Raw genomic sequence first — 19,312 nt, forward strand, 5'->3', positions numbered from 1 at the left:
CGCACCTTGCGCCTGCCGAAATATCCGCTGACGGCTCATTCGTAGCGAACTTCGATGATCTCGTAACTCTTCACGCCACCGGGGGTCTGCACATTGACCACGTCGCCTTCCGTCTTGCCAATGAGGGCACGGGCAATCGGGGTGGAGACGTTCAGCAGCCCCTGCTTGATATCGGCCTCGTCCTCGCCCACGATCTGGTAGGTCACCTGGTTGCCGGTGTCTTCGTCTTCCAGCACGACCGTGGAGCCGAACACCACCTTGCCGTCAAGGTGCAGGGTGCTGGGGTCGATGATCTGCGCTGCCGAGAGCTTGCCCTCGATGTCCTTGATTCGCCCTTCGATGAAGCCCTGGCGATCCTTGGCGGCATCGTATTCGGCGTTTTCGCTCAGGTCGCCCTGGGCGCGCGCTTCGGCAATGGCGTTGATGACGGCCGGACGATCGACGGTTTTGAGGCGGTGCAGTTCTTCTTTGAGTTTCTCTGCGCCGCGTTTGGTGATGGGAAGTACCGACATTTTTCGTGTCTCCAAAAAAACGGAACCGCCGGATGTTGCCATCCAGCGGCAGGGTGTTTCTGATAATGATTGCGCACCCGTGTTGGGGTGCGCTGCTGGTTGCCATTCTAGCCAGTTTCAGAGGGAATGGATGCAAGAGCCGCACTGCGTGGCTGCGCCTTTGCAGAAAACAGACCTGGGTTTTCCCCGGCACGATTGTGGAAAAACGCAGGCGATCTTGGTTTTGTGCCCAGAGTCTGCGTTGTATATTCCCATATGCGCCCATGCACGCCATGGATTGCGGCTGCGGCCTAGTGCGCCGCCTGTGATCGGCACTGCATTCTGCGTTTTTTGTCATTTTTTCATCAAGGAGTCATTCCATGAGTCGTGAAGTCGTTGTCGTCAGTGCCGTCCGTACCGCCATTGGCACTTTCGGAGGCAGCCTGAAGGACGTGCCCCCCACCGAACTGGGCGCATTGGTCGTGCGTGAGTCGCTGGCGCGTGCCAATGTCGAAGGCAAGGATGTCGGCCATGTGGTATTCGGCCATGTGGTGAACACCGAACCGCGCGACATGTACCTCTCGCGCGTGGCCACCATCGATGGCGGCCTTCCCATTGAAACACCTGCCTACAACGTGAACCGCCTGTGCGGCTCTGGCTTGCAGGCCATTGTGTCGGCCAGCCAGGCCGTGCTGCTGGGTGATGCCGACATCGCCATCGGCGGTGGCGCAGAAAACATGAGCCGCGCTCCCTATGCCAGCCTGAACACCCGCTGGGGTGCACGCATGGGCGACACCAAGATGGTCGATATGGTGGTCGGTGCCCTGCACGATCCCTTCAAGACCGTGCACATGGGCGTAACGGCCGAGAACATTGCCGCCAAATGGGGCATCAGCCGCGAAGACCAGGACGCACTGGCCCTAGAAAGCCACCGCCGTGCCGAAAAAGCCACCCAGGAAGGCTACTTCAAGGATCAGATCGTGCCGGTGGTCATCAAGTCGCGCAAGGGCGACATCACCTTCGACACCGATGAGCATTTCCGCAAGGCCGCCAAGATCGAGGACTTCAGCAAACTGAAGCCCGTTTTCGTGAAGGAAAACGGCACCGTCACAGCCGGCAACGCATCGGGCATCAACGATGCCGCCGCCGCCGTGGTGCTGGCCGAGCGCAAGGCCGCCGAGGCCCGTGGCCTCAAGCCCCTGGCACGCCTGGTGGCCTACGCCCACGCCGGCGTGGATCCACAGTACATGGGCATCGGCCCTGTGCCCGCTTCCAAGCTGGCCCTGCAAAAAGCCGGTCTGAGCATCAACGACATCGACGTGATCGAAGCCAACGAAGCCTTTGCCGCCCAGGCCTGCGCCGTCAGCCGCGATCTGGGCCTCGACCCGGCCAAGCTGAATCCGAACGGTTCCGGCATTTCGCTGGGCCACCCCATTGGTGCCACCGGCGCACTGATTACCGTCAAGGCCATTCACGAGCTGCACCGCATCCAGGGTCGTTACGCACTGGTGACCATGTGTATCGGCGGCGGCCAGGGCATTGCCGCCATCTTTGAACGCCTGTAAGCCTGTAATGGCTTGAACGCCTGAGAAGGTGCAAAGGCCAAGGGCTGCATTCCCGACAGGGAATGCAGCCCTTTTCAATTCCACACCACTCACAGCATGGGCGATGCCAGTCGGGCAGCGGCTTCCAGCAACCGTTGCCCGAATGGGAGCAGACGCTGCTGGGGCACGGGGCGGCACAATTGCTTCTCGCGTTCAAACTGCTGCGCCAGCACCTCGGCAAAGCCGGTGTCATACACCCCCACGGCCACTTCATAATTCAGACGGAAACTGCGAATGTCGAAATTGGCCGTACCGATGTAGCCAAAACGCTCATCCACCACCATCGTTTTGGCATGCAGCATCCGCGCCTCGAACTCCCAGATCTGCACGCCGGCTCCGCGCAGTTCATCGAAATAGGAGCGCGCCGCCAGCGTGACCAGCCGGGAGTCGGACTGCCGGGGCACCATGATCTGCACATCCACGCCACGCAGGGCGGCATTCGTCAGAGCCATCATGGCAGCTTCGGTGGGCACGAAATACGGCGTGGTGAGCAGCACCCGCTTGCGGGCGGCGTGAATGGCCTCGACCAGAATGCGGTGAATCGGCTCATCCGGGTTGTTGGGGCCGGAAGCGAACAGTTGCACATCGTAGCGACCCACATCCGCCACCTTCAGGTATTGCCGCCACTCGGGCAGGCAGTCGCCGATCTTCATGTCGCGGGCATAGCACCAGTCTTCCAGAAACACGAACTGCAACCAGAACACCAGGTTGCCCTGCACGCGCAGATGCAGGTCGTGATAGGCATCGGAGCGCACGCGCCGATCCTGCTTGTCGGAAATATTCACCCCACCGGTGAAGGCCGTGGTGCCGTCACAGACCACGATTTTGCGGTGGGTGCGGTAGTTGATGACGGGCCGCCAGCGGCGGCCCAGCCGGGAGTCGTGGAACAGGGCCACCTCCCCCCCCGCATCCAGCAACGGTTGCAGGAACTTGCGGCGAACCTTCTTCGACCCCAGCGCGTCCAGCAGCAGGCGCACCTGTACGCCTTCGCGGGCCTTCTGCACCAACAGATCGCGCAGGCGGGTGCCGGTGCGGTCGGGATGGTAGATGTAATACTCCAGATGGACATGGTGCTGTGCAGCGGCAATCGCCGCCATGATGGCATCGAAGGTTTCGGCACCCCCTACCAGCAGATCCACATGGTGCGCCGTGCTGGGGAAAATGCCGGTGGTGCCCAGCCCGAGACGGGCAATCTGCAACAGGTCGGCCGGGGCATGGCTGGTACGGTTTTTCAGGGTCTGAAGCTCGTCGCTGACATAGGGCATCACGCCGTTGCGCAAACGCCGGAACACCTGCTTGCGCAGACGCTGCGGCCCCAGGAAATAAAAGATCAGAAATCCCACATAGGGCAGCAGCCCCAGCACCAGAATCCAGCTGATGGTCGCCACCGGTGCGCGTTTTTGCAGAATCACCCAGCCGATCAGGGCAACCACATACATGAACCAGGCCGTCAGCAAAATGCCCCACAGCAGTGGCGAAGGTTGCAGGTTCGCGAAGATTTCCATGCGGATTTTTGTGTCAGGAGTGAACGGCAGTTTTTCCAGGCCGATTCTCAGGCCACAGCATCACCGCCACAAGACAGCAGCCCATCTGCCACCGTCGGGTAGCGAAAACGCAACTTCAGCTCCTGCTGCACACGCCGGTTCACCAAGCGGCGCGATTCCGTCCAGAAACCCAGCATGGCAGGTGACAGCACCTTTTTGGCCTGCTCCAGGCTCAGGCTCGGCGGTGGCGGCAGGCCGTACAGCGCGGCCGCCCAGGTGAAGTACGCGCCCATTTTCAGCTGGGTATCGTCGTTCAGATTGAAGACCCGTCCCGGTCTGGCACGCCACAGGGCCAGCCAGCAGGCACGCGCCAGATCATCGGCATGGATGTGGTTGGTGTACACATCGTCTGCCTCGCACAGAATCGGTGTGCCGCGCAGCAGGCGTTCCTTGGGCGTGCCCTGTGGGCGGTCGGCGGCATAAATGCCGGGCGCGCGCAGAACCGACACACGCACCCCCTGATGGCGCAGTCCCCGCACCACCCGCTCGGCCGCCACGCGCCGCCGGGCACGCAGGGTCTGGGGCCGGGGCATGCGCCGCTCATCCACCCACTGCCCCTGGCAGTCGCCATACACGCCACTGGTCGATACATAGGCCAGCGCACGCGGCAAACGCCCTCGCCGCAAGGCACGCACCAAGGCCAGCGTGCGCGCATCCCCCCCATCGGCGGCCGTGGCCAGAGGAGGAGCCAGATGCACACAATGCGTCGCCAGCCCAACCAGCCGCCGCAGCGATGCGGGCCGATCCAGATCACCCCGCAAGGGCACGACACCAACCTCGCGCAAGGACTGGGCCTGGGCCTCGTTGCGAATCAGTGCATAGAACTGCACGGCAGGGCGTGTGCGCCGTGCCGTATCGCCCACCTTGCCCGGCGCAGCGGCCACGCGCTGGCGCAGCAGCCGCGTGCCGACATCCCCACAGCCGATGACCAGCACCCGTTGCCGACGAAAACGCGCGGGTAATGCCACAAAACGGGCGGTGAAAGGGGGCACAATGAAACCCTTGTTCGTTTGATTGGAATACTTCGCCCACGCTTCAGGAACACCGCCGGATGGCAGGCACTGCCCCTGCGGGAAGCCCCGGCACAATAACACACCATGCCCACGACCGTTTCCTCCCACTCTGTCAGCGTCTTACCCAGCCACCGCACTTTCACCACCCACGCCAACGAAACCATTCTGGCAGCGGCCATCCGCCAGAACATCACCCTGCCCTACGGCTGCAAGGATGGAGCCTGTGGTTCGTGCAAATGCAAAATGCTGCAAGGCACGGTGTCCATGCAGTCGCATTCATCCCACGCGCTCAGTGATGCGGAAAAAGCCCAGAACTACATCCTCACCTGCCGAGCCACCCCGCAGTCGGACATCGCCATCGAATCGCGCCAGGTCACGCACCAGGATGCCTTTCCAATCCGCAAGATGCCTGTGCGCGTCACCACACTGGAGCCACTCTCGCACGATGTCATGCGTGTGCAACTGCAACTGCCCGCACAGCAGAGCAACTTCCGCTACCACGCCGGGCAGTACCTCGAATTCGTGCTCAAGGACGGCTCACGCCGCGCCTACTCGATGGCCACCGCGCCCCATGCCGTCCAGGAAATGCCCACGCCCGGACTGGAACTGCACATCCGCCACCTGCCCGGCGGACTGTTCACCGACCATGTATTCCAGGACATGAAGCCGCGCGACATCCTGCGCATCGAAGGCCCGTTCGGCAGCTTCTACCTGCGCGAGGATTCGGAACGCCCCATCGTGCTGCTGGCATCGGGAACCGGCTTCGCCCCCATCAAGGCCATGCTGGAACACATGCAGCATCGCTGCATCCAGCGGCCCGTCTCGCTGTACTGGGGTAGCCGCCGCCCTGCCGACCTGTACCTGCACGACTGGGTGCTGGAGCAAGCCGAGGCCATGCCGCAGTTGCGCTATATTCCCGTCATCTCCGATGCCCAGCCCGAAGATGCCTGGCAAGGGCGCACCGGTTACGTCCACCAGGCCGTGCTGCAAGACACCCCCAGCCTTGCCGGACACGAAGTCTATGCCTGCGGCGCACCCACCATGGTAGAGGCAGCCCGGCAAGGCTACTGCCAGCATGGGCAACTCTGCCCGGATGACTTTCACGCCGACGCATTCACCAGCGCGGCCGACAAGGCGGCATAATCCCCTTGCTGCCTCGCCACGGCAGCCGCACGTTGCCTCTGGACAACAGAGCAGAAACTGTTTTCAATCGTAACCATACCGTCATCCTGTTTCCAGGCCTTGACACTTGTCAGCATTTTTCTTTGCTGCTATCGTGCCGTCACGCAATAATGCGCAAGGAAAGGTCTGCCGGGTCGGGTGAATCGCCTCTTGTGAGGAGAAGTGATTGCCGCACACACGACCCGTCCCCTGCCCTCGCCACACAATAAATTCAATTGCAAACAATGTCATACATGCACCGTTGGAAACACTCAGCCCTGGCGGCTGCCATTCTGGTATCGACCGCCCTGCCTCTGACCGGAGCGTCGGCCCTGACCCTTGGACAGCTTCGCGTTCAGTCCGCCTTGGGTGAGCCACTGCGTGCCCAGATTGCCATCACCAGCCTGTCAGCCAACGAAGCCGAGTCGCTGCGGGCCAATGCCGCATCGCCAGACGCATTCAACCGGCACGGTGTCGGCTATTCACCCCTCATGGCGCAGTTGCAAATCAATCTGCAACGGCGTGCGGATGGCACGGCCTTTCTGCAACTGAGCACCCGTGCTCCCGTCAATGAGCCGTTCCTGGACCTTGTGCTCAATGCAGCCTGGAACGGTGGGGAGATCGTGCGCAGCTATACCGTGCTGCTGGACCCGGCTCCCACCGCTGCGGCCGATACCCCCCGCACCATCGATCGCCCAGTCATCCCAAGCCCGAATGTGCCCGCCGTGGCCGCAGACACTGGTGTCCCTGCTCCTGCGGCCACCACCGAGACCACGGCCTCCAGCCCATCACCGGCTCCTGTACCCGCTGAAGCCGCACCGGTTGAGGCAACACCTGCCACTGCCAGCGCGCCCCACAGCAACGACACTTACGCGCGTGCCTACGCCTGGCTGCAATCGCAAAGTGCCGAAGAAAACCCCCGATCTGCTGCCCCTGCCGTGACCGGCATCACCCGCGCCAGCGACGCCAGTGGTGCAACCCCAGCGGCTTCTGCCACCACCGGCACCCCTGCGACCGCCCCATCTCCCACTGCCTCCAGCACCCGTGCCAGCAGCCAGGCAGCAGGCTACACGGCCGGGGCCACCATCACGACCCGCCGAGGCGACAATGCCAGCCGCATTGCCCGCCGCCATCTGCCTGCCAACGTCTCGCTGGACCAAATGCTGGTGGCACTGCAACGCACCAACCCCGAGGCATTCATCCAGGGCAACATCAACCTGTTGCGGGCCGGCGTGGCCCTGGCGATGCCAGAACTGGCAACCATCCAGTCCGTCTCTGCCCAGGAAGCCCGCAGCATCGTGGCCGCCCAAACCCAGGACTTCCGCCGCTACCAGGCCAAGGTCGCACAGGCAGCTCCACGCATCAGTGCAGACAGCAGCGGCCAGCGCACCCTCAGTGGCGTGGTCACGCGCGTCACCGATGGCGCAGTCAGTGGCAGGCCCGAGCTGGTGGTGGGTTCGCCCTCCTCCGATGATGTGCGCCGTGCAGAAGAAGAACGCCTGGCACAGCAGCGACAGCAGCAGGAAAACACCGAGCGCGAACAGGCGTTGCAGGCCAATATTCGCCGCCTGGAAGAGTTGCAGAAACAGGCCGCGGACATCTCCCAGAAACCCGCCAGCGACCCAGCGGATGCCAGCGACAGTGGTGGGGCCGCCGCTGCCACAGGATCGCCCTCGAGCAGCGACAGCACGGGTGCGGGCATTGAGGTAACACCGCCTGTACCATTGCCTTCCACCGCAAGTGAGCCCCAGCCGGACACTGCCACCACACCAGATGCACCAGCACCCGATGGCAGTGCAAGCGAAGGCACGACTGCCCCTGCTGCTGCCACGCAAACCCCCGGTACCCCCACGCCAGACACGCCCAGCAGCAATACCGAGCCTGCCCCAGCTCCAGTGCCGCCTGCGGCGCAGCCCGTGGCCAGTGCCGCAGGTGTTCAGGACAATCCCTCTCTGCTCTGGGGAGCCGCGGCCATTGTCCTGCTGCTGGCAGGATATGGTGCCTATCGCTGGCGCAAAAACCGGGTGCAATCTGAAGAAGACCAAGACCCAGACGAAGATGCACCCGCTCCCAACAACAACCTGCGCCGCACCTTCTTCGGGGACGACACCACCGAGCAAGACGACCAGGAAAAAGCTGGCGAGAACACAGCACCTGGAGAGGCCTCCTCCGCCGGCTATTCGACTGGCGTGTCGTCCATGTCCTACTCCCCCAGCCAGATCGATGCCAGCGGTGAGGGCGACCCCGTCCTCGAAGCCGATGTGCTGCTGGCCTACGGGCGCGACCAGCAGGCCGAGGAAGTGCTCAAGGAGGCTCTCCAGAACAACCCGGAGCGCACCGCCATCCATGTGCGCCTGGCCGAAATCCACGCCACCCGCCAGGATCGTCAGGCATTTGCTGCCACCGCCAGAACCCTGCAAACACTCACGCAGGCACAGGGCAGCGACTGGCTGAAAGTGGCAGAGCTGGGACGCAACCTCGACCCGAGCAACCCGCTCTATCAGGCTGGAGCACCGCTCCAGAGCCCGGATCACAGCAGCCAGGCCCCATCCCCGATACCCCCGGTTCTCACTGCAACGGCCTCGGTGGAGGCGGCTGCAGGCACGGAATCCGGGCTGGACTTCGACCTTCAGGCATCCTCGCCTGCCAGCCCACAGGCCCATGCCCGCCAGGAAATGGCCGACCTGGATGCCGGACTGGACTTCCAGACCGATGCCGAGGTGGAGAAGGCCGCGCTGGCACCCACAGTCGGCACCGCATCGGCGGCTGCGGGGAGCCAGAGCGATAGCCGTTTCCATGGTCTGGATCTCGACCTGGATTTGAGCCTTGGTGATGTGGCCACGCCCACCACGAAGCCTGCCGAAGACCCCCTGCCCAAGGCTGCCACGGAAAAAACCCTGGATCTGCCGGAACTGTCCTTCTCGGATTCCACTGCTCCAGACCTGCAACCCGGTAAAGAGCGCGACGACGATCCATTGACCAGCACACTGGAATTCGACCTGGCGGCCTTGTCCCTTGACCTTGACACCCCGAGCAGTGACAAGCCACAGAGTCCTACCCCAGCCCAGGAAAACGCTCCATCCACCCCATCGGAATTCGACCTGGATATGGGACTGGAGTTGGACGAGGCCAGCAGCAGCCCAGCCACCGACGACCCGCTCAGCACCAAGCTGGCCTTGGCGCGGGAATTCCACGCACTGGGTGATGACGAAGGTGCGCGCGCTCTGGCCCAGGAAGTGCTGGACGATGCCAGTGGCAGCCTGAAGCAACAGGCGCAAGCACTGCTGAAAGAATTGGGCTGACCTGGGGACGGTACATCCATCCCATACGCCCTCACTTCCCCCCGCCAACGCCGAACACTGCTTCGGCGTTGGCGTTTGGAGCCACCACACCTTAGCCACCACATGCGCATTGCCCTGGGAATCAGCTACAACGGCCAGTCCTACCACGGCTGGCAAAGTCAGCCGAACGGCCACACCGTGCAGGATCATCTGCAAAAAGCCCTGACGCAGATTGCCGGGCATCCCGTCACCGTGCTGTGCGCAGGCCGCACCGATGCGGGGGTTCACGCGCTGCAACAGGTGGTGCATTTCGACACGCCCGTGGTACGCCCGCACATGTCCTGGGTGCGTGGTGTGAATGCACTGCTGCCCGGTGATATTGCCGTGCAGTGGGCACGCGAAGTCCCCACCCGCTTCCATGCCCGCAACTGCGCCACCAGCCGACGCTACGCCTATGTGCTGCTGCAATCGCCCGTGCGCCCCAGCCTGGAACAGGGGCGTGTGGGCTGGACTTTCCTGCCACTGGAGCAGCAGGCCATGCAGCAGGCTACCGCGTATCTGCTGGGCGAGCACGACTTCAGCTCCTTTCGCGCATCGGGCTGCCAGTCCATCACGCCTGTCAAGACCATTGCCGACATCCGCATCCAGCGCACCCTGCTGCAACACGGCCACCCGCCTTCCATACAGGAACACCGGGGCGTGCCCAGTTGCTACTGGCGGTTCGAGTTTCAGGCCAACGCCTTTCTGCACCACATGATCCGCAACATTATGGGCTGCCTGCTCGCCGTGGGACAGGGCCGCCAGCCTCCGCAATGGATGCAGCAGGTGCTGCTGGCACGCTCGCGCACCGTGGCCGCGCCCACCTTCGCCCCCGATGGCCTGTATTTTCTCGGCCCCCAGTACGATGCCATCTGGAACCTGCCCGATGCCAACGCCCTGTTCGACTACCTGCCCGGCAACCCCTTATGACTTCCATCTCTGCGCCCTTTCGCACCCGCGTCAAGTTCTGCGGCCTCACCCGCGAACAGGACGTGCAGACGGCCATCCATGCCGGAGCCGATGCCATCGGCTTCGTGCTCTATCCGCCCAGTCCGCGCCACGTCAGCCTGGCGCGGGCCGCCGAACTGGCACGGCTGCTGCCCGCCTTCATCACCCCGGTGCTGCTGTTCGTCAATGCCAGCGAAACGCAAGTGGCACAAGCCATGCAGGCCATTCCTCAGGCACTGCTGCAATTCCACGGCGACGAAAGCCCGCAGCAATGCCATGCCCTGAGCCAGCAGGGCCGCTACCGCTATCTGCGCGCGGCACGCATTCCACTGGATGGCCCCGCACCGGGGTTTGATCTCGTAGAATATGCCCATTCGTTTTCAGAGGCTCAGGCCATCCTGCTCGATGCCCACGTCACGGGCTACGGCGGTGGCGGACACACATTCAATTGGTCACTCCTTCCAACAAGCGTCACCTCTCACCTCGTCTTGAGTGGTGGACTCACACCTGCAAACGTGGGCGATGGCATCGTCCAGGTGCGTTCGCGCGGCCTCTCGCTGGCCGTTGATGTGAGTTCCGGCATCGAACTGGACGGCCCGGACGGCAAGCCCGTCAAAGGCGTCAAGAGTGCCGAAAAAATGATGCAATTCATGGCTGCCGTGCGTGCAGCCGATGTTTCTGGAAGTTAAATGACAAACCCATCCCAACCCTACCAGCAGCCCGATGCCACAGGGCATTTCGGCATTTATGGCGGCAGTTTCATCAGCGAAACCCTGACCTATGCCATCGACGAACTGCGCCAAGCCTACGCGAAATACCAGAACGACCCAGAATTCATCGCAGAATTCCAGTATGAACTGGCGCATTATGTAGGCCGCCCTTCCCCGATTTACCATGCCAAGCGCATCAGTGACGAAGCCGGTGGTGCGCAAATCTTTCTCAAGCGTGAAGACCTGAACCACACCGGTGCGCACAAGATCAACAACGTCATCGGGCAAGCATTGCTGGCCAGACGGATGGGCAAGCCCCGCATCATTGCCGAAACCGGCGCAGGCCAGCACGGCGTGGCCACTGCCACCATCTGCGCCCGCTATGGCCTGGAGTGCGTGGTGTACATGGGCGCGGAAGATGTCAAACGCCAAAGCCCCAACGTCTATCGCATGAAGCTGCTGGGAGCCACCGTCGTTCCGGTGGAATCGGGCAGCAAGACCCTCAAAGATGCACTCAACGAAGCCATGCGCGACTGGGTCGCCAACGTGGACAGCACCTTCTACATCATCGGTACGGTGGCAGGCCCACACCCCTACCCGATGATGGTGCGCGACTTCCAGAGCGTCATCGGCAACGAGTGCCTGGAGCAAATGCCTGCCATGTTCCAGCACCTGCACATGGCCCAGCAGCAACCCGATGCCGTGGTCGCCTGCGTGGGCGGTGGCAGCAATGCCATGGGCATTTTCTACCCCTACATCCATCACACCGGTACGCGTCTGATCGGTGTGGAAGCAGCCGGACAGGGGCTGGACAGTGGCAAGCACTCCGCCAGCATCCAGCGCGGCAGCCCCGGCGTGCTGCACGGCAACCGCACCATGATCCTGCAAGACGACAACGGCCAGATCACCGAAACCCACAGCATCAGTGCCGGACTGGACTACCCCGGTGTCGGCCCCGAGCACGTCTGGCTGCATGAAATCGGCCGGGCAGAATACGTCGGCATCACCGATGCCCAAGCCCTGCACGCCTTCCATTACCTGTGCCGCGCCGAGGGTATCATCCCCGCGCTCGAATCCAGCCACGCCGTGGCCTACGCCCTCCAGCTTGCCAAGACCATGCGCAAGGATCAAGGCATTCTGGTCAATCTGTCGGGCCGGGGCGACAAGGACATCGGCACCGTGGCCGATCTGTCCGGCGCGGACTTCTACGACCGCCCGTCGGAACGCGGCCATGCCGTGAAAGGAGGCCAACAATGAACCGCATCGCCCTCACCTTTGACCGCCTGAAGGCCGAAAACCGCAAGGCACTGATTCCCTACGTCACCACCGGCTACCCCCACGCCGACATCACCCCTGCCCTCATGCACGGCATGGTGCAGGCCGGGGCCGATGTGATCGAACTGGGGGTGCCGTTTTCCGACCCGTCCGCCGATGGCTCCACCATCCAGCAGGCCGGAGAACAGGCCCTGCGTGCAGGCATCGGCCTGCCCCAGGTGCTGGCCAATGTGCATACATTCCGCCAGCAGGACACCACCACCCCCGTGGTGCTGATGGGCTATGCCAACCCGATCGAACGCTACGACCAGTTGCGCCGCCCCAACGCCTTCGTGGAAGATGCCGCCGCCGCAGGGGTTGATGGCGTGCTGGTGGTGGACTACCCGCCCGAAGAATGCGAAGCCTTCGCCGCACAACTGCGCCAGCACGGGCTGGATCTGATTTTCCTGCTCGCGCCCACCTCCACCGACGCACGCATCCAGCAGATTGCCGCCATTGCCAGCGGCTACGTCTATTACGTCTCCATCAAGGGCGTGACCGGCAGCAAGACCCTGGATGTGGCGCAGGTGCAGCAGATGCTGGAGCGCATCCGCCAGCATGTGGCCATTCCGGTCGGCGTGGGCTTCGGCATCCGGGACGCACAGACCGCACAAAGCATTGCACAGACTGCCGATGCCGTGGTGATTGGCTCCAAAATCATCGAACTGCTCAAAGACCAGCCCGCCGAAGCAGCGATTGCCGCCGCACAGGAGTTCCTGCGCGGCATCCGGGCAGCCATTGATGGCGATGCCCCGTAAATCCTGAATCCGTGCCTTGCTGGCGCAGCATGAAAAAACCGCCTTGGTTCAAAATACCAAGGCGGTTTTGCTATTTTCGTTCAGCCTCAAAGGGCTATCTAACCTTTATTGCATGTCTTCCTGCAACAGCTTCACAATCGCGCTGGCCTGCTCGGCCGGAGCGGGTTCACCGGCTTCGGTGAGGATGCGCACCACCGCGCCTTCGGCCTGGGAGGTCACCAGAATGCGGTATTTGACCAGCTCGGAAGTCTGGCCAGAGCGGCCCAGCAGGCGACCGAAGAAGCCGGGCTTCTTGTCCTGATCGGCCTTGGCGACATAGCGCACATAGTAGAGGCCCTGGCTGAGGTTGCGGTCTTCGACGGTGAAGCCGGTGCGGTCCAGTGCCGTGCCGACGCGCCGCCAGGCACGGTCGAAATTGTCTTCGGGCAACAGCAAGGCGGGCACGCCCCCTGCCTGCACGACGCGCACCTGCGATTGTGGGCTGGTTTGGGTGGCAGCCGCCGCCGTGGCAGCGGTGACATCGGCTTGCAGGATGGCGCGGGACTGTTCTTCGCTGATGCCCAGCGTCACCATCAGGCGGCGCAGAAACTCGGCTTCGAGTTCAGGATCGTTCGGGCGCGGTTGCCAGATGGTGTTTTCCTTGGAAGGCGAGCTGAATTCTTCCGACATGCCTCGGTGGGTGATGAAGATGTCGGTGCCGCCATCGCTGCGGCGTTCCAGCCGGGTGCGGAACTTGTCGCGCTCGCCGGTGGAATACAGCGAGTCCAGCACCCGCCCGAGGGTGGCGCGGATCACGTCCTGCGGCAGTTTGGCGCGGTTTTCGGCCCAGTCGGTTTCCATGATGCCCAGTTCGGGCTGGTCCATGGCCAGCACAAAGCCGTTGTCCAGCCAGAACTGGCGCACCGGATCCCAGAGAACATCGGGGCCGCGCGGGACGCTGAGCCAGCGCACGCCGTTTTCGCGCTGAATCTGCACGTCGGCCACGCTGCTGGCCGCCACGTTGCTGGCCGCACCGCGCTGGGCCTGCACGCCCAGCATGGCATTGGCAGAGACGACACCGCCGGGCACGTTGTAGCGGGCATCGGGCATGAGCTGGGTCAGGTCGGGAGGGACTTCCAGCGAAACGCCACGGCTGGCACTTTTATAGTCGATCTTGTCTTCCTGAAAGACCGAACAGCCTGACAGCACCACAGCGGTGGCCAGAAGGGTGGTCTTGAATGCAAGGGGCTGGGATTTCACGTTCATGGTTCCTTGTATGGGAATGCGCTGTCGATGGCAGGTGCAGGGCAGGCCGCTGCACGCTGCGCCAGTCAGACCAGTTGCAGGTCTTGCAGGGCCTTTTCCACGACAGCGGTGTATCCGGCCGACAATGGAGTCATGGGAAGGCGCAATGTTCCGCCGATGATGCCCATGCGATGCAGTGCCCACTTCACGGGAATGGGATTGGCCTCGACGAACAGGGATTTGTGCAGCGGCAGCAGGCGTTTCTGGATGTCCATGGCGCGGCGGGTATCGCCTGCCAGCGCGGCACGGCAAAGGTCGCTCATCAGGCGAGGGGCGACGTTGGCAGTGACGCTGACGTTGCCATGTCCACCGCAGAGCATCAGGGCCACGGCAGTGGGGTCATCACCGGAATAGATACCGAAGCCTTCGGGCACATCGCGGATGAGCCACTGGGCACGTTCGATGTTGCCGGTGGCTTCCTTGATGCCAATGATGCCGGGCACTTCGGCCAGGCGCAGCACGGTGTCGTGCGCCAGATCGGCCACGGAACGCCCCGGCACGTTGTAGAGGTAGATGGGCAGATCGCCAGTGGCTTCGGCAATGGCCTTGAAGTGCTGGAACTGGCCTTCCTGGGTGGGCTTGTTGTAGTAGGGCACGACCTGCAACTGGCTGTCCGCACCCACTTGCTGGGCATAGCGTGCCAGCGAGATGGCCTCGTGCGTGGAGTTGGCCCCGCAACCGGCCATGATGGGCACCCGGCCAGCCGCCTGTTCGACGGCCACGCGAATGACTTCGTGGTGCTCCTGCACGTCGATGGTGGGCGATTCGCCGGTGGTGCCCACCACACTGATGCAGTCCGTACCCTGATCGACATGCCAGTCCACCAGTTTTCGCAGGCTGTCGTAATCCACGCTACCGTCTTCGTTGAAGGGAGTCACCAGGGCAACAATGCTGCCGGTCAAACGTACTGTGGCTGCTGTCATAAAAATCAGGGGTTGGCCTATAAAAACAGAAATGGGCAAGAACGGCCCGACTGCCATTCTAACGATTTCATGGCTGGCATTCGCAATTGGCAGATGCCAGTACGCGACTGCTCGCTGTTTCCAAGAACCTGTTCACGATCTTCAGGCCATCACCCCCACAGCACCGACTGCATGGAAATGGAGCCATGCTGGAAGCCAGCGTTGAAGAACTGCGCATTGTCGCCTTCGTGTGCAGCACCGGCGGCATACAGCAGCGGCAGATAGTGATCGTGCGTGGGATGCGCCAGCCGCATGGTCTCGCCCAGTTGCTGCACCTGCACCAGCGCGTCGGTGTCGCCGCTGGCAATGCGTTGGTGGACGTGCTGGTCGAAGGCGTGCGCCCAGTCGAATGCCTGATCGGGCGACGCATCCCGGCTCATGCGCCGCAGGTTGTGGACGATGTTGCCACTGCCCACGATCAATACGCCACGCTCGCGCAGATGGCGCAACTGTCGCCCCAGCGCGTAATGCTCGGACAGGGGGCGTGAGTAGTCGATGCTCAACTGGATGACCGGAATGCGCGCCTGCGGGAACATGGGCAGCAGCACCGACCAGGTGCCGTGATCCAGCCCCCACTCTTCGTGGTCCAGCCCCAACGGGGTCTGCGGCTGCGCCGGGTCGTGCAGCTCCTGCGCCAGTTGCCGCGCCACCTGCGGCGCGCCAGGGGCGGGGTACTGCATCTCGTACAGCGGCTGGGGGAAACCGCCAAAATCGTGAATGGTGCGCGGGGTATCCATGCCGGTCAGGTACCAGCCTTCGCGGGTGAGCCAGTGCGCCGAGATGCACAGAATCAACTGCGGTGGCTCGGGGCGTTGCAGCAACTCCTGCCCCAGCAGTTCCCAGCGGTCGCGCCAGGCATTGCCGGGCAGCACGTTCATCGGGCTGCCGTGCCCTACAAACAGCACGGGCTGGCGGGCAGAGGGCTTGAGCGCATCCAGCCATTCGCCTGCCGGGGCCAGAGCGGATGCAGACTGCACCCAGCCGGCTCCCGCTGCACCAGCGGCCACGGTGGCAAGACCGGACAGACCGGCCATATAGGTTCTACGGTTCATCATGAAGGGCTTTCTGTATCGTTGTGCTGGGTATCATGCGCAGGTGAAACTGCTTTCCAGGCATTGTAGAGAGCCTGTTCCGTGGGAAAAATCCCCCTGTACAGGCCATACTGTTGCATCTTTGGATGCAATCCACCGCCAGAATTCGCCCCGCCGTTACCCCCAATCAGGAGACATACACCATGAGCACCCGTTTTCTGCCCCTGCAAGGCATCCGCATCCTCAGCCTGGCCCTGAACGTCCCCGGCCCGGCCGCCCTCTATCGCTGTCGGGCACTGGGTGCGAGCTGCACCAAGCTGGAAGCCCCGCCGCCGCCCGGAAAGCGCACCGGCGACCCGATGGACATCTACAGCCCCCAGGCTTACGACGAACTGCACGATGGCCTCGAAACCGTCCACGCCAACCTCAAGACCGAGGAAGGTCAGGCCATCCTGCACAGCCTGCTGGCGCAGTCGCAGGTGCTGCTGACATCGTTCCGGCTTTCGGCCACCCGCAAGCTGGGGCTGGACTGGGAGAGCCTGCACCCGCGTTACCCGAACCTGTCGCTGGTGCGCATCGTGGGCGCACCGGGCGAACGCGCCGATGAAGCCGGGCACGACCTGACCTACCAGGCCGAGGCCGGACTGCTCAACAGCCTGTCCATGCCCACCTCGCTGTATGCCGACATGTCAGGGGCGTTGATGGCCAGCGAAGCCATCTTGCAGACGCAACTGGCCCGCCTGCAAGGACAGGGCAGCCAGCAGATCGAAGTGGCACTTTCGGAAGGCGCGCGCTGGATGGCATGGCCAGTGCGCTGGCACATGGTGCAGCCCGGCAGCGAAACGGGCGGCGCACATGTGGGCTACCGCCTCTACCCCTGCGCCGATGGCCGCGTGGCACTGGCCGCACTGGAGCGGCACTTCGCGCTGTATCTGTGGCGGCAAATCCAGAACGATCCGGCACTCGACACCCCGCCCGACATGCACAGCCCGGCCACTGCCGAAGCCATTGCCGCCTTCCTGCGCACCCGCACGCGCGCCGAACTGGACACACTGGCACAGCGGTTCGACATCCCGCTCTATACCTTGCCCTGAGATACTGACTGACTTTTCTTACTTAACAGGCAGTGGCCGCAACAGCAGCCACTGCACACTGGCCAGCACCACCACCAGCAGCGCGTAGGTCAGCATGGAGCCATCCTGCCCGGTCAGCGGCAAACCCAGCAGCAGCACCAGACTGCCACTCAAACCCAGGGCAGCCCAGTTGGCCAGCAGCGCGAGGCGGCAGGCATAGCCCTTCCAAATCACTCGGGTACTGAGGGCCAGCAACAGCCCCAGCCCCCAGGCGGGCAGGCACAGGCAGAGCAGATGAAAAAGCAGGGTTGGGAGGGGCATAACACGGGTCAAAGCCGCCTGTTGCAGCCATATCGGCGAAATAACGGAATGCCAGACCGCCACGCCTTGCGATGGCGCACCAGTGGGCCATGCACAAATCCAATCGCTGCGATAGCCAGTTTGCAAAGACAAACCGGTGCAATCGGCGCGGGGCGTATCATCCATGAGATTCACCCCCGCGTTGGAGTCCAAAAAGGCTGTGAGCAAGGCGCAAAACACAGCAAGGCTTTATTGCCTTGCGAGGCTTTGCAACGCCGCGCACGGCCTTTTTGGGCCCAACCCTTCGGGCCAGCGTGCCCCGACAGGCCACTCGTCGTTGCACACCTTGCCCGTATCGACATACGGGCGGCGGCGTGCGCCTAGATTGGCCTGTCGGGGCACACTGGCGCGGGGGTGAATCTCATGGATGACACGCCCTAGGCTGGCATACATCAACCGGCATTCTATAATTCAGTCATGGCAGTATGGACATTAGGCATCAACCACACGACCGCACCGATTGATCTGCGCGGTCGTTTTGCTTACGCGCTCGACCAGATTGCGCCGGCCCTGCACGCGCTGCGCCAGAATCTGGCAGGCCAGAGCAGCAATGCCGTGGAAACCGCCATTCTCTCCACCTGCAACCGCACCGAAATCTACTGCTGCGCCCCGGCCAGCCAGATGCAGACCTCGCTGGACTGGCTGGCGCACAGCGGCGGTGTCAGCCCCGAAGCCCTGCGCCAGCATTCCTACCTGCTGGAAGACGGCCAATCGGCACGCCATGCCTTCCGTGTGGCCAGCGGGCTGGACTCGATGGTGCTGGGCGAAGCGCAGATTCTCGGTCAGATGAAAAACGCGGTGCGCGTGGCCGACAAGGCAGGCGCGCTGGGCAGTACGCTGAACCAGTTGTTCCAGCGTTCCTTCGCCGTGGCCAAGGAAGTGCGCACCAGCACCGACATCGGCGCGCACTCCATCAGCATGGCCGCTGCCGCCGTGCGCCTGGCCAATCAGTTGTTCGAGGATTTCTCGCGCCTGAAAGTGCTGTTCGTCGGCGCAGGCGAGATGATCGAACTGGTCAGCACCCACTTTGCCGCGCAACGCCCGGAATCCATTGCCATTGCCAACCGCACGCTGGAGCGCGGCCAGAAACTCGCCGACCGGCTGGGGGCACAGGCCGTGCGCATTGCCGATTTGCCGGCACGCCTGCACGAATTCGACATCATCGTCACCTCCACCGCCAGCAGTGTGCCCATCATCGGGCTGGGCGCGGTGGAACGTGCCCTGAAAAAACGCCGCAACAAGCCCATGTTCATGGTCGATCTGGCGGTGCCGCGCGACATTGAACCCGAAGTGAACGAGCACGACAACGTCTATCTCTACACCGTGGACGATCTGGCCCACGTCGTGCAATCGGGCAAGGCCAACCGGCAGGCCGCCGTGGAGCAGGCCGAAGCCATCATCGATACCGGCGTGCAAAGCTTCGTGCGCTGGCTGGAGCAGCGCAACCCACACACCGGGGTCGTGCCGCTGATCCAGCAGCTCAACACCCAGGCCGATGCCTGGAGCCAGCAGGAAATCCAGCGTGCCCGCAAAATGCTGGCCAAGGGGCAGGACGTGGATGCCGTGCTGCAAGCCCTGGCACGCGGCCTGTCGCAAAAAATGCTGCATGGCACAATGGCCGAACTGCGCAATGCCGACCAGATTGAGCGCGAGCAGACCACGCAACTCGTCTCCCGCCTGTTTCTGCGCGGTGAAGCCACCACAAGGCATTAGCGACGCGCCCTGTCGGCTCTGCCACA

The 19,312-nt window shown here is 63.1% G+C and carries 17 protein-coding genes; 9 read left to right on the forward strand and 8 right to left on the reverse strand.

The annotated features are described in order from the left end of the window. Positions 1-35 precede the first annotated feature (35 nt). A complete protein-coding gene (gene greA / locus BUE21_RS03065) occupies positions 36-512 on the reverse strand; it encodes a transcription elongation factor GreA (protein WP_073354567.1) in 477 nt (158 codons plus the stop codon). 359 nt (positions 513-871) lie between these two features. Here greA and bktB point away from each other — a divergent pair, with 359 nt between their 5' ends. Further along, entirely contained in the window at positions 872-2,056 is a 1,185-nt protein-coding gene (gene bktB / locus BUE21_RS03070; protein WP_073354569.1) for a beta-ketothiolase BktB, read from the forward strand. 89 nt (positions 2,057-2,145) lie between these two features. Here bktB and cls read toward each other — a convergent pair whose 3' ends face one another. Beyond that, positions 2,146-3,600, reverse strand: a complete 1,455-nt coding sequence (gene cls, locus BUE21_RS03075; protein WP_073354571.1) for a cardiolipin synthase — start codon at positions 3,598-3,600, stop codon at positions 2,146-2,148. Positions 3,601-3,647: 47 nt separating this feature from the next. Beyond that, positions 3,648-4,631: an NAD-dependent epimerase/dehydratase family protein gene (locus BUE21_RS03080; RefSeq protein ID WP_084522756.1), complete on the reverse strand. Its 984-nt coding sequence runs from the start codon at positions 4,629-4,631 to the stop codon at positions 3,648-3,650. A 105-nt stretch (positions 4,632-4,736) separates the two neighbouring features. On the opposite strand from BUE21_RS03080, the gene BUE21_RS03085 reads away from it, so the two are divergent. Next, positions 4,737-5,795: a CDP-6-deoxy-delta-3,4-glucoseen reductase gene (locus tag BUE21_RS03085; protein WP_073354572.1), complete on the forward strand. Its 1,059-nt coding sequence runs from the start codon at positions 4,737-4,739 to the stop codon at positions 5,793-5,795. 81 nt (positions 5,796-5,876) lie between these two features. Here the strand turns inward: BUE21_RS03085 and BUE21_RS14360 are convergent, their stop codons facing one another. Beyond that, a complete protein-coding gene (locus BUE21_RS14360) occupies positions 5,877-6,065 on the reverse strand; it encodes a hypothetical protein (RefSeq protein WP_143164392.1) in 189 nt (62 codons plus the stop codon). Between the two features lie 2 nt (positions 6,066-6,067). Here BUE21_RS14360 and BUE21_RS03090 point away from each other — a divergent pair, with 2 nt between their 5' ends. The 5 genes from BUE21_RS03090 (at position 6,068) to trpA (ending at position 12,863) form a co-directional block, all read left to right on the forward strand. Continuing rightward, positions 6,068-9,115, forward strand: a complete 3,048-nt coding sequence (locus BUE21_RS03090; RefSeq protein WP_073354574.1) for a FimV/HubP family polar landmark protein — start codon at positions 6,068-6,070, stop codon at positions 9,113-9,115. Between the two features lie 102 nt (positions 9,116-9,217). Continuing rightward, the gene (gene truA, locus BUE21_RS03095) at positions 9,218-10,063 is read left to right on the forward strand and encodes a tRNA pseudouridine(38-40) synthase TruA (protein WP_073354576.1); all 846 of its coding nucleotides are present in this window, start codon (positions 9,218-9,220) and stop codon (positions 10,061-10,063) included. Next, a complete protein-coding gene (locus BUE21_RS03100; RefSeq protein ID WP_073354578.1) occupies positions 10,060-10,770 on the forward strand; it encodes a phosphoribosylanthranilate isomerase in 711 nt (236 codons plus the stop codon). Before truA ends, BUE21_RS03100 begins: the two co-directional genes overlap by 4 nt. After that, positions 10,771-12,048, forward strand: coding sequence for a tryptophan synthase subunit beta (gene trpB, locus BUE21_RS03105; protein WP_073354580.1), 1,278 nt, complete (start codon positions 10,771-10,773; stop codon positions 12,046-12,048). Continuing rightward, on the forward strand, positions 12,045-12,863 hold the full coding sequence (gene trpA, locus BUE21_RS03110) for a tryptophan synthase subunit alpha (protein WP_073354581.1): 819 nt from the start codon (positions 12,045-12,047) through the stop codon (positions 12,861-12,863). Before trpB ends, trpA begins: the two co-directional genes overlap by 4 nt. 105 nt (positions 12,864-12,968) lie before the next feature. Here the strand turns inward: trpA and bamC are convergent, their stop codons facing one another. The 3 genes from bamC to ygiD form a co-directional block, all read right to left on the reverse strand. After that, the gene (gene bamC, locus BUE21_RS03115) at positions 12,969-14,108 is read right to left on the reverse strand and encodes an outer membrane protein assembly factor BamC (RefSeq protein ID WP_073354582.1); all 1,140 of its coding nucleotides are present in this window, start codon (positions 14,106-14,108) and stop codon (positions 12,969-12,971) included. Between the two features lie 65 nt (positions 14,109-14,173). Further along, positions 14,174-15,070 carry a 4-hydroxy-tetrahydrodipicolinate synthase gene (dapA, locus tag BUE21_RS03120; protein WP_073354584.1) on the reverse strand — a complete coding sequence of 299 codons (897 nt, stop codon included), beginning with the start codon at positions 15,068-15,070 and terminating at the stop codon, positions 14,174-14,176. 149 nt (positions 15,071-15,219) lie between these two features. Then, a complete protein-coding gene (gene ygiD, locus BUE21_RS03125; RefSeq protein WP_456152026.1) occupies positions 15,220-16,161 on the reverse strand; it encodes a 4,5-DOPA-extradiol-dioxygenase in 942 nt (313 codons plus the stop codon). Positions 16,162-16,343: 182 nt separating this feature from the next. Here ygiD and BUE21_RS03130 point away from each other — a divergent pair, with 182 nt between their 5' ends. Further along, positions 16,344-17,234, forward strand: coding sequence for a CoA transferase (locus BUE21_RS03130; RefSeq protein ID WP_073354686.1), 891 nt, complete (start codon positions 16,344-16,346; stop codon positions 17,232-17,234). Between the two features lie 18 nt (positions 17,235-17,252). Here BUE21_RS03130 and BUE21_RS03135 read toward each other — a convergent pair whose 3' ends face one another. After that, the gene (locus BUE21_RS03135) at positions 17,253-17,534 is read right to left on the reverse strand and encodes a hypothetical protein (protein WP_073354688.1); all 282 of its coding nucleotides are present in this window, start codon (positions 17,532-17,534) and stop codon (positions 17,253-17,255) included. Positions 17,535-17,990: 456 nt separating this feature from the next. Here BUE21_RS03135 and hemA point away from each other — a divergent pair, with 456 nt between their 5' ends. After that, complete coding sequence (gene hemA, locus BUE21_RS03140; RefSeq protein ID WP_073354587.1) at positions 17,991-19,286, forward strand: glutamyl-tRNA reductase; 1,296 nt, start codon at positions 17,991-17,993, stop codon at positions 19,284-19,286. Positions 19,287-19,312 lie beyond the last annotated feature (26 nt).

The sequence above is a fragment of the Lampropedia hyalina DSM 16112 genome, from assembly GCF_900129055.1.
GTDB lineage: Bacteria > Pseudomonadota > Gammaproteobacteria > Burkholderiales > Burkholderiaceae_C > Lampropedia > Lampropedia hyalina.

What these genes read in the sequence shown, in the direction of transcription:
- trpA (WP_073354581.1), top strand. Translation starts at nt 12,045, where the DNA reads ATGAACCGCATCGCCCTCACCTTTGACCGCCTGAAGGCCGAAAACCGC.
- greA (WP_073354567.1), bottom strand. Translation starts at nt 512, where the DNA reads ATGTCGGTACTTCCCATCACCAAACGCGGCGCAGAGAAACTCAAAGAA.
- BUE21_RS03100 (WP_073354578.1), top strand. Translation starts at nt 10,060, where the DNA reads ATGACTTCCATCTCTGCGCCCTTTCGCACCCGCGTCAAGTTCTGCGGC.
- trpB (WP_073354580.1), top strand. Translation starts at nt 10,771, where the DNA reads ATGACAAACCCATCCCAACCCTACCAGCAGCCCGATGCCACAGGGCAT.
- bamC (WP_073354582.1), bottom strand. Translation starts at nt 14,108, where the DNA reads ATGAACGTGAAATCCCAGCCCCTTGCATTCAAGACCACCCTTCTGGCC.
- BUE21_RS03090 (WP_073354574.1), top strand. Translation starts at nt 6,068, where the DNA reads ATGCACCGTTGGAAACACTCAGCCCTGGCGGCTGCCATTCTGGTATCG.
- BUE21_RS03085 (WP_073354572.1), top strand. Translation starts at nt 4,737, where the DNA reads ATGCCCACGACCGTTTCCTCCCACTCTGTCAGCGTCTTACCCAGCCAC.
- bktB (WP_073354569.1), top strand. Translation starts at nt 872, where the DNA reads ATGAGTCGTGAAGTCGTTGTCGTCAGTGCCGTCCGTACCGCCATTGGC.
- cls (WP_073354571.1), bottom strand. Translation starts at nt 3,600, where the DNA reads ATGGAAATCTTCGCGAACCTGCAACCTTCGCCACTGCTGTGGGGCATT.
- truA (WP_073354576.1), top strand. Translation starts at nt 9,218, where the DNA reads ATGCGCATTGCCCTGGGAATCAGCTACAACGGCCAGTCCTACCACGGC.
- dapA (WP_073354584.1), bottom strand. Translation starts at nt 15,070, where the DNA reads ATGACAGCAGCCACAGTACGTTTGACCGGCAGCATTGTTGCCCTGGTG.
- hemA (WP_073354587.1), top strand. Translation starts at nt 17,991, where the DNA reads ATGGCAGTATGGACATTAGGCATCAACCACACGACCGCACCGATTGAT.
- BUE21_RS03130 (WP_073354686.1), top strand. Translation starts at nt 16,344, where the DNA reads ATGAGCACCCGTTTTCTGCCCCTGCAAGGCATCCGCATCCTCAGCCTG.
- BUE21_RS03135 (WP_073354688.1), bottom strand. Translation starts at nt 17,534, where the DNA reads ATGCCCCTCCCAACCCTGCTTTTTCATCTGCTCTGCCTGTGCCTGCCC.
- ygiD (WP_456152026.1), bottom strand. Translation starts at nt 16,161, where the DNA reads ATGAACCGTAGAACCTATATGGCCGGTCTGTCCGGTCTTGCCACCGTG.
- BUE21_RS14360 (WP_143164392.1), bottom strand. Translation starts at nt 6,065, where the DNA reads ATGACATTGTTTGCAATTGAATTTATTGTGTGGCGAGGGCAGGGGACG.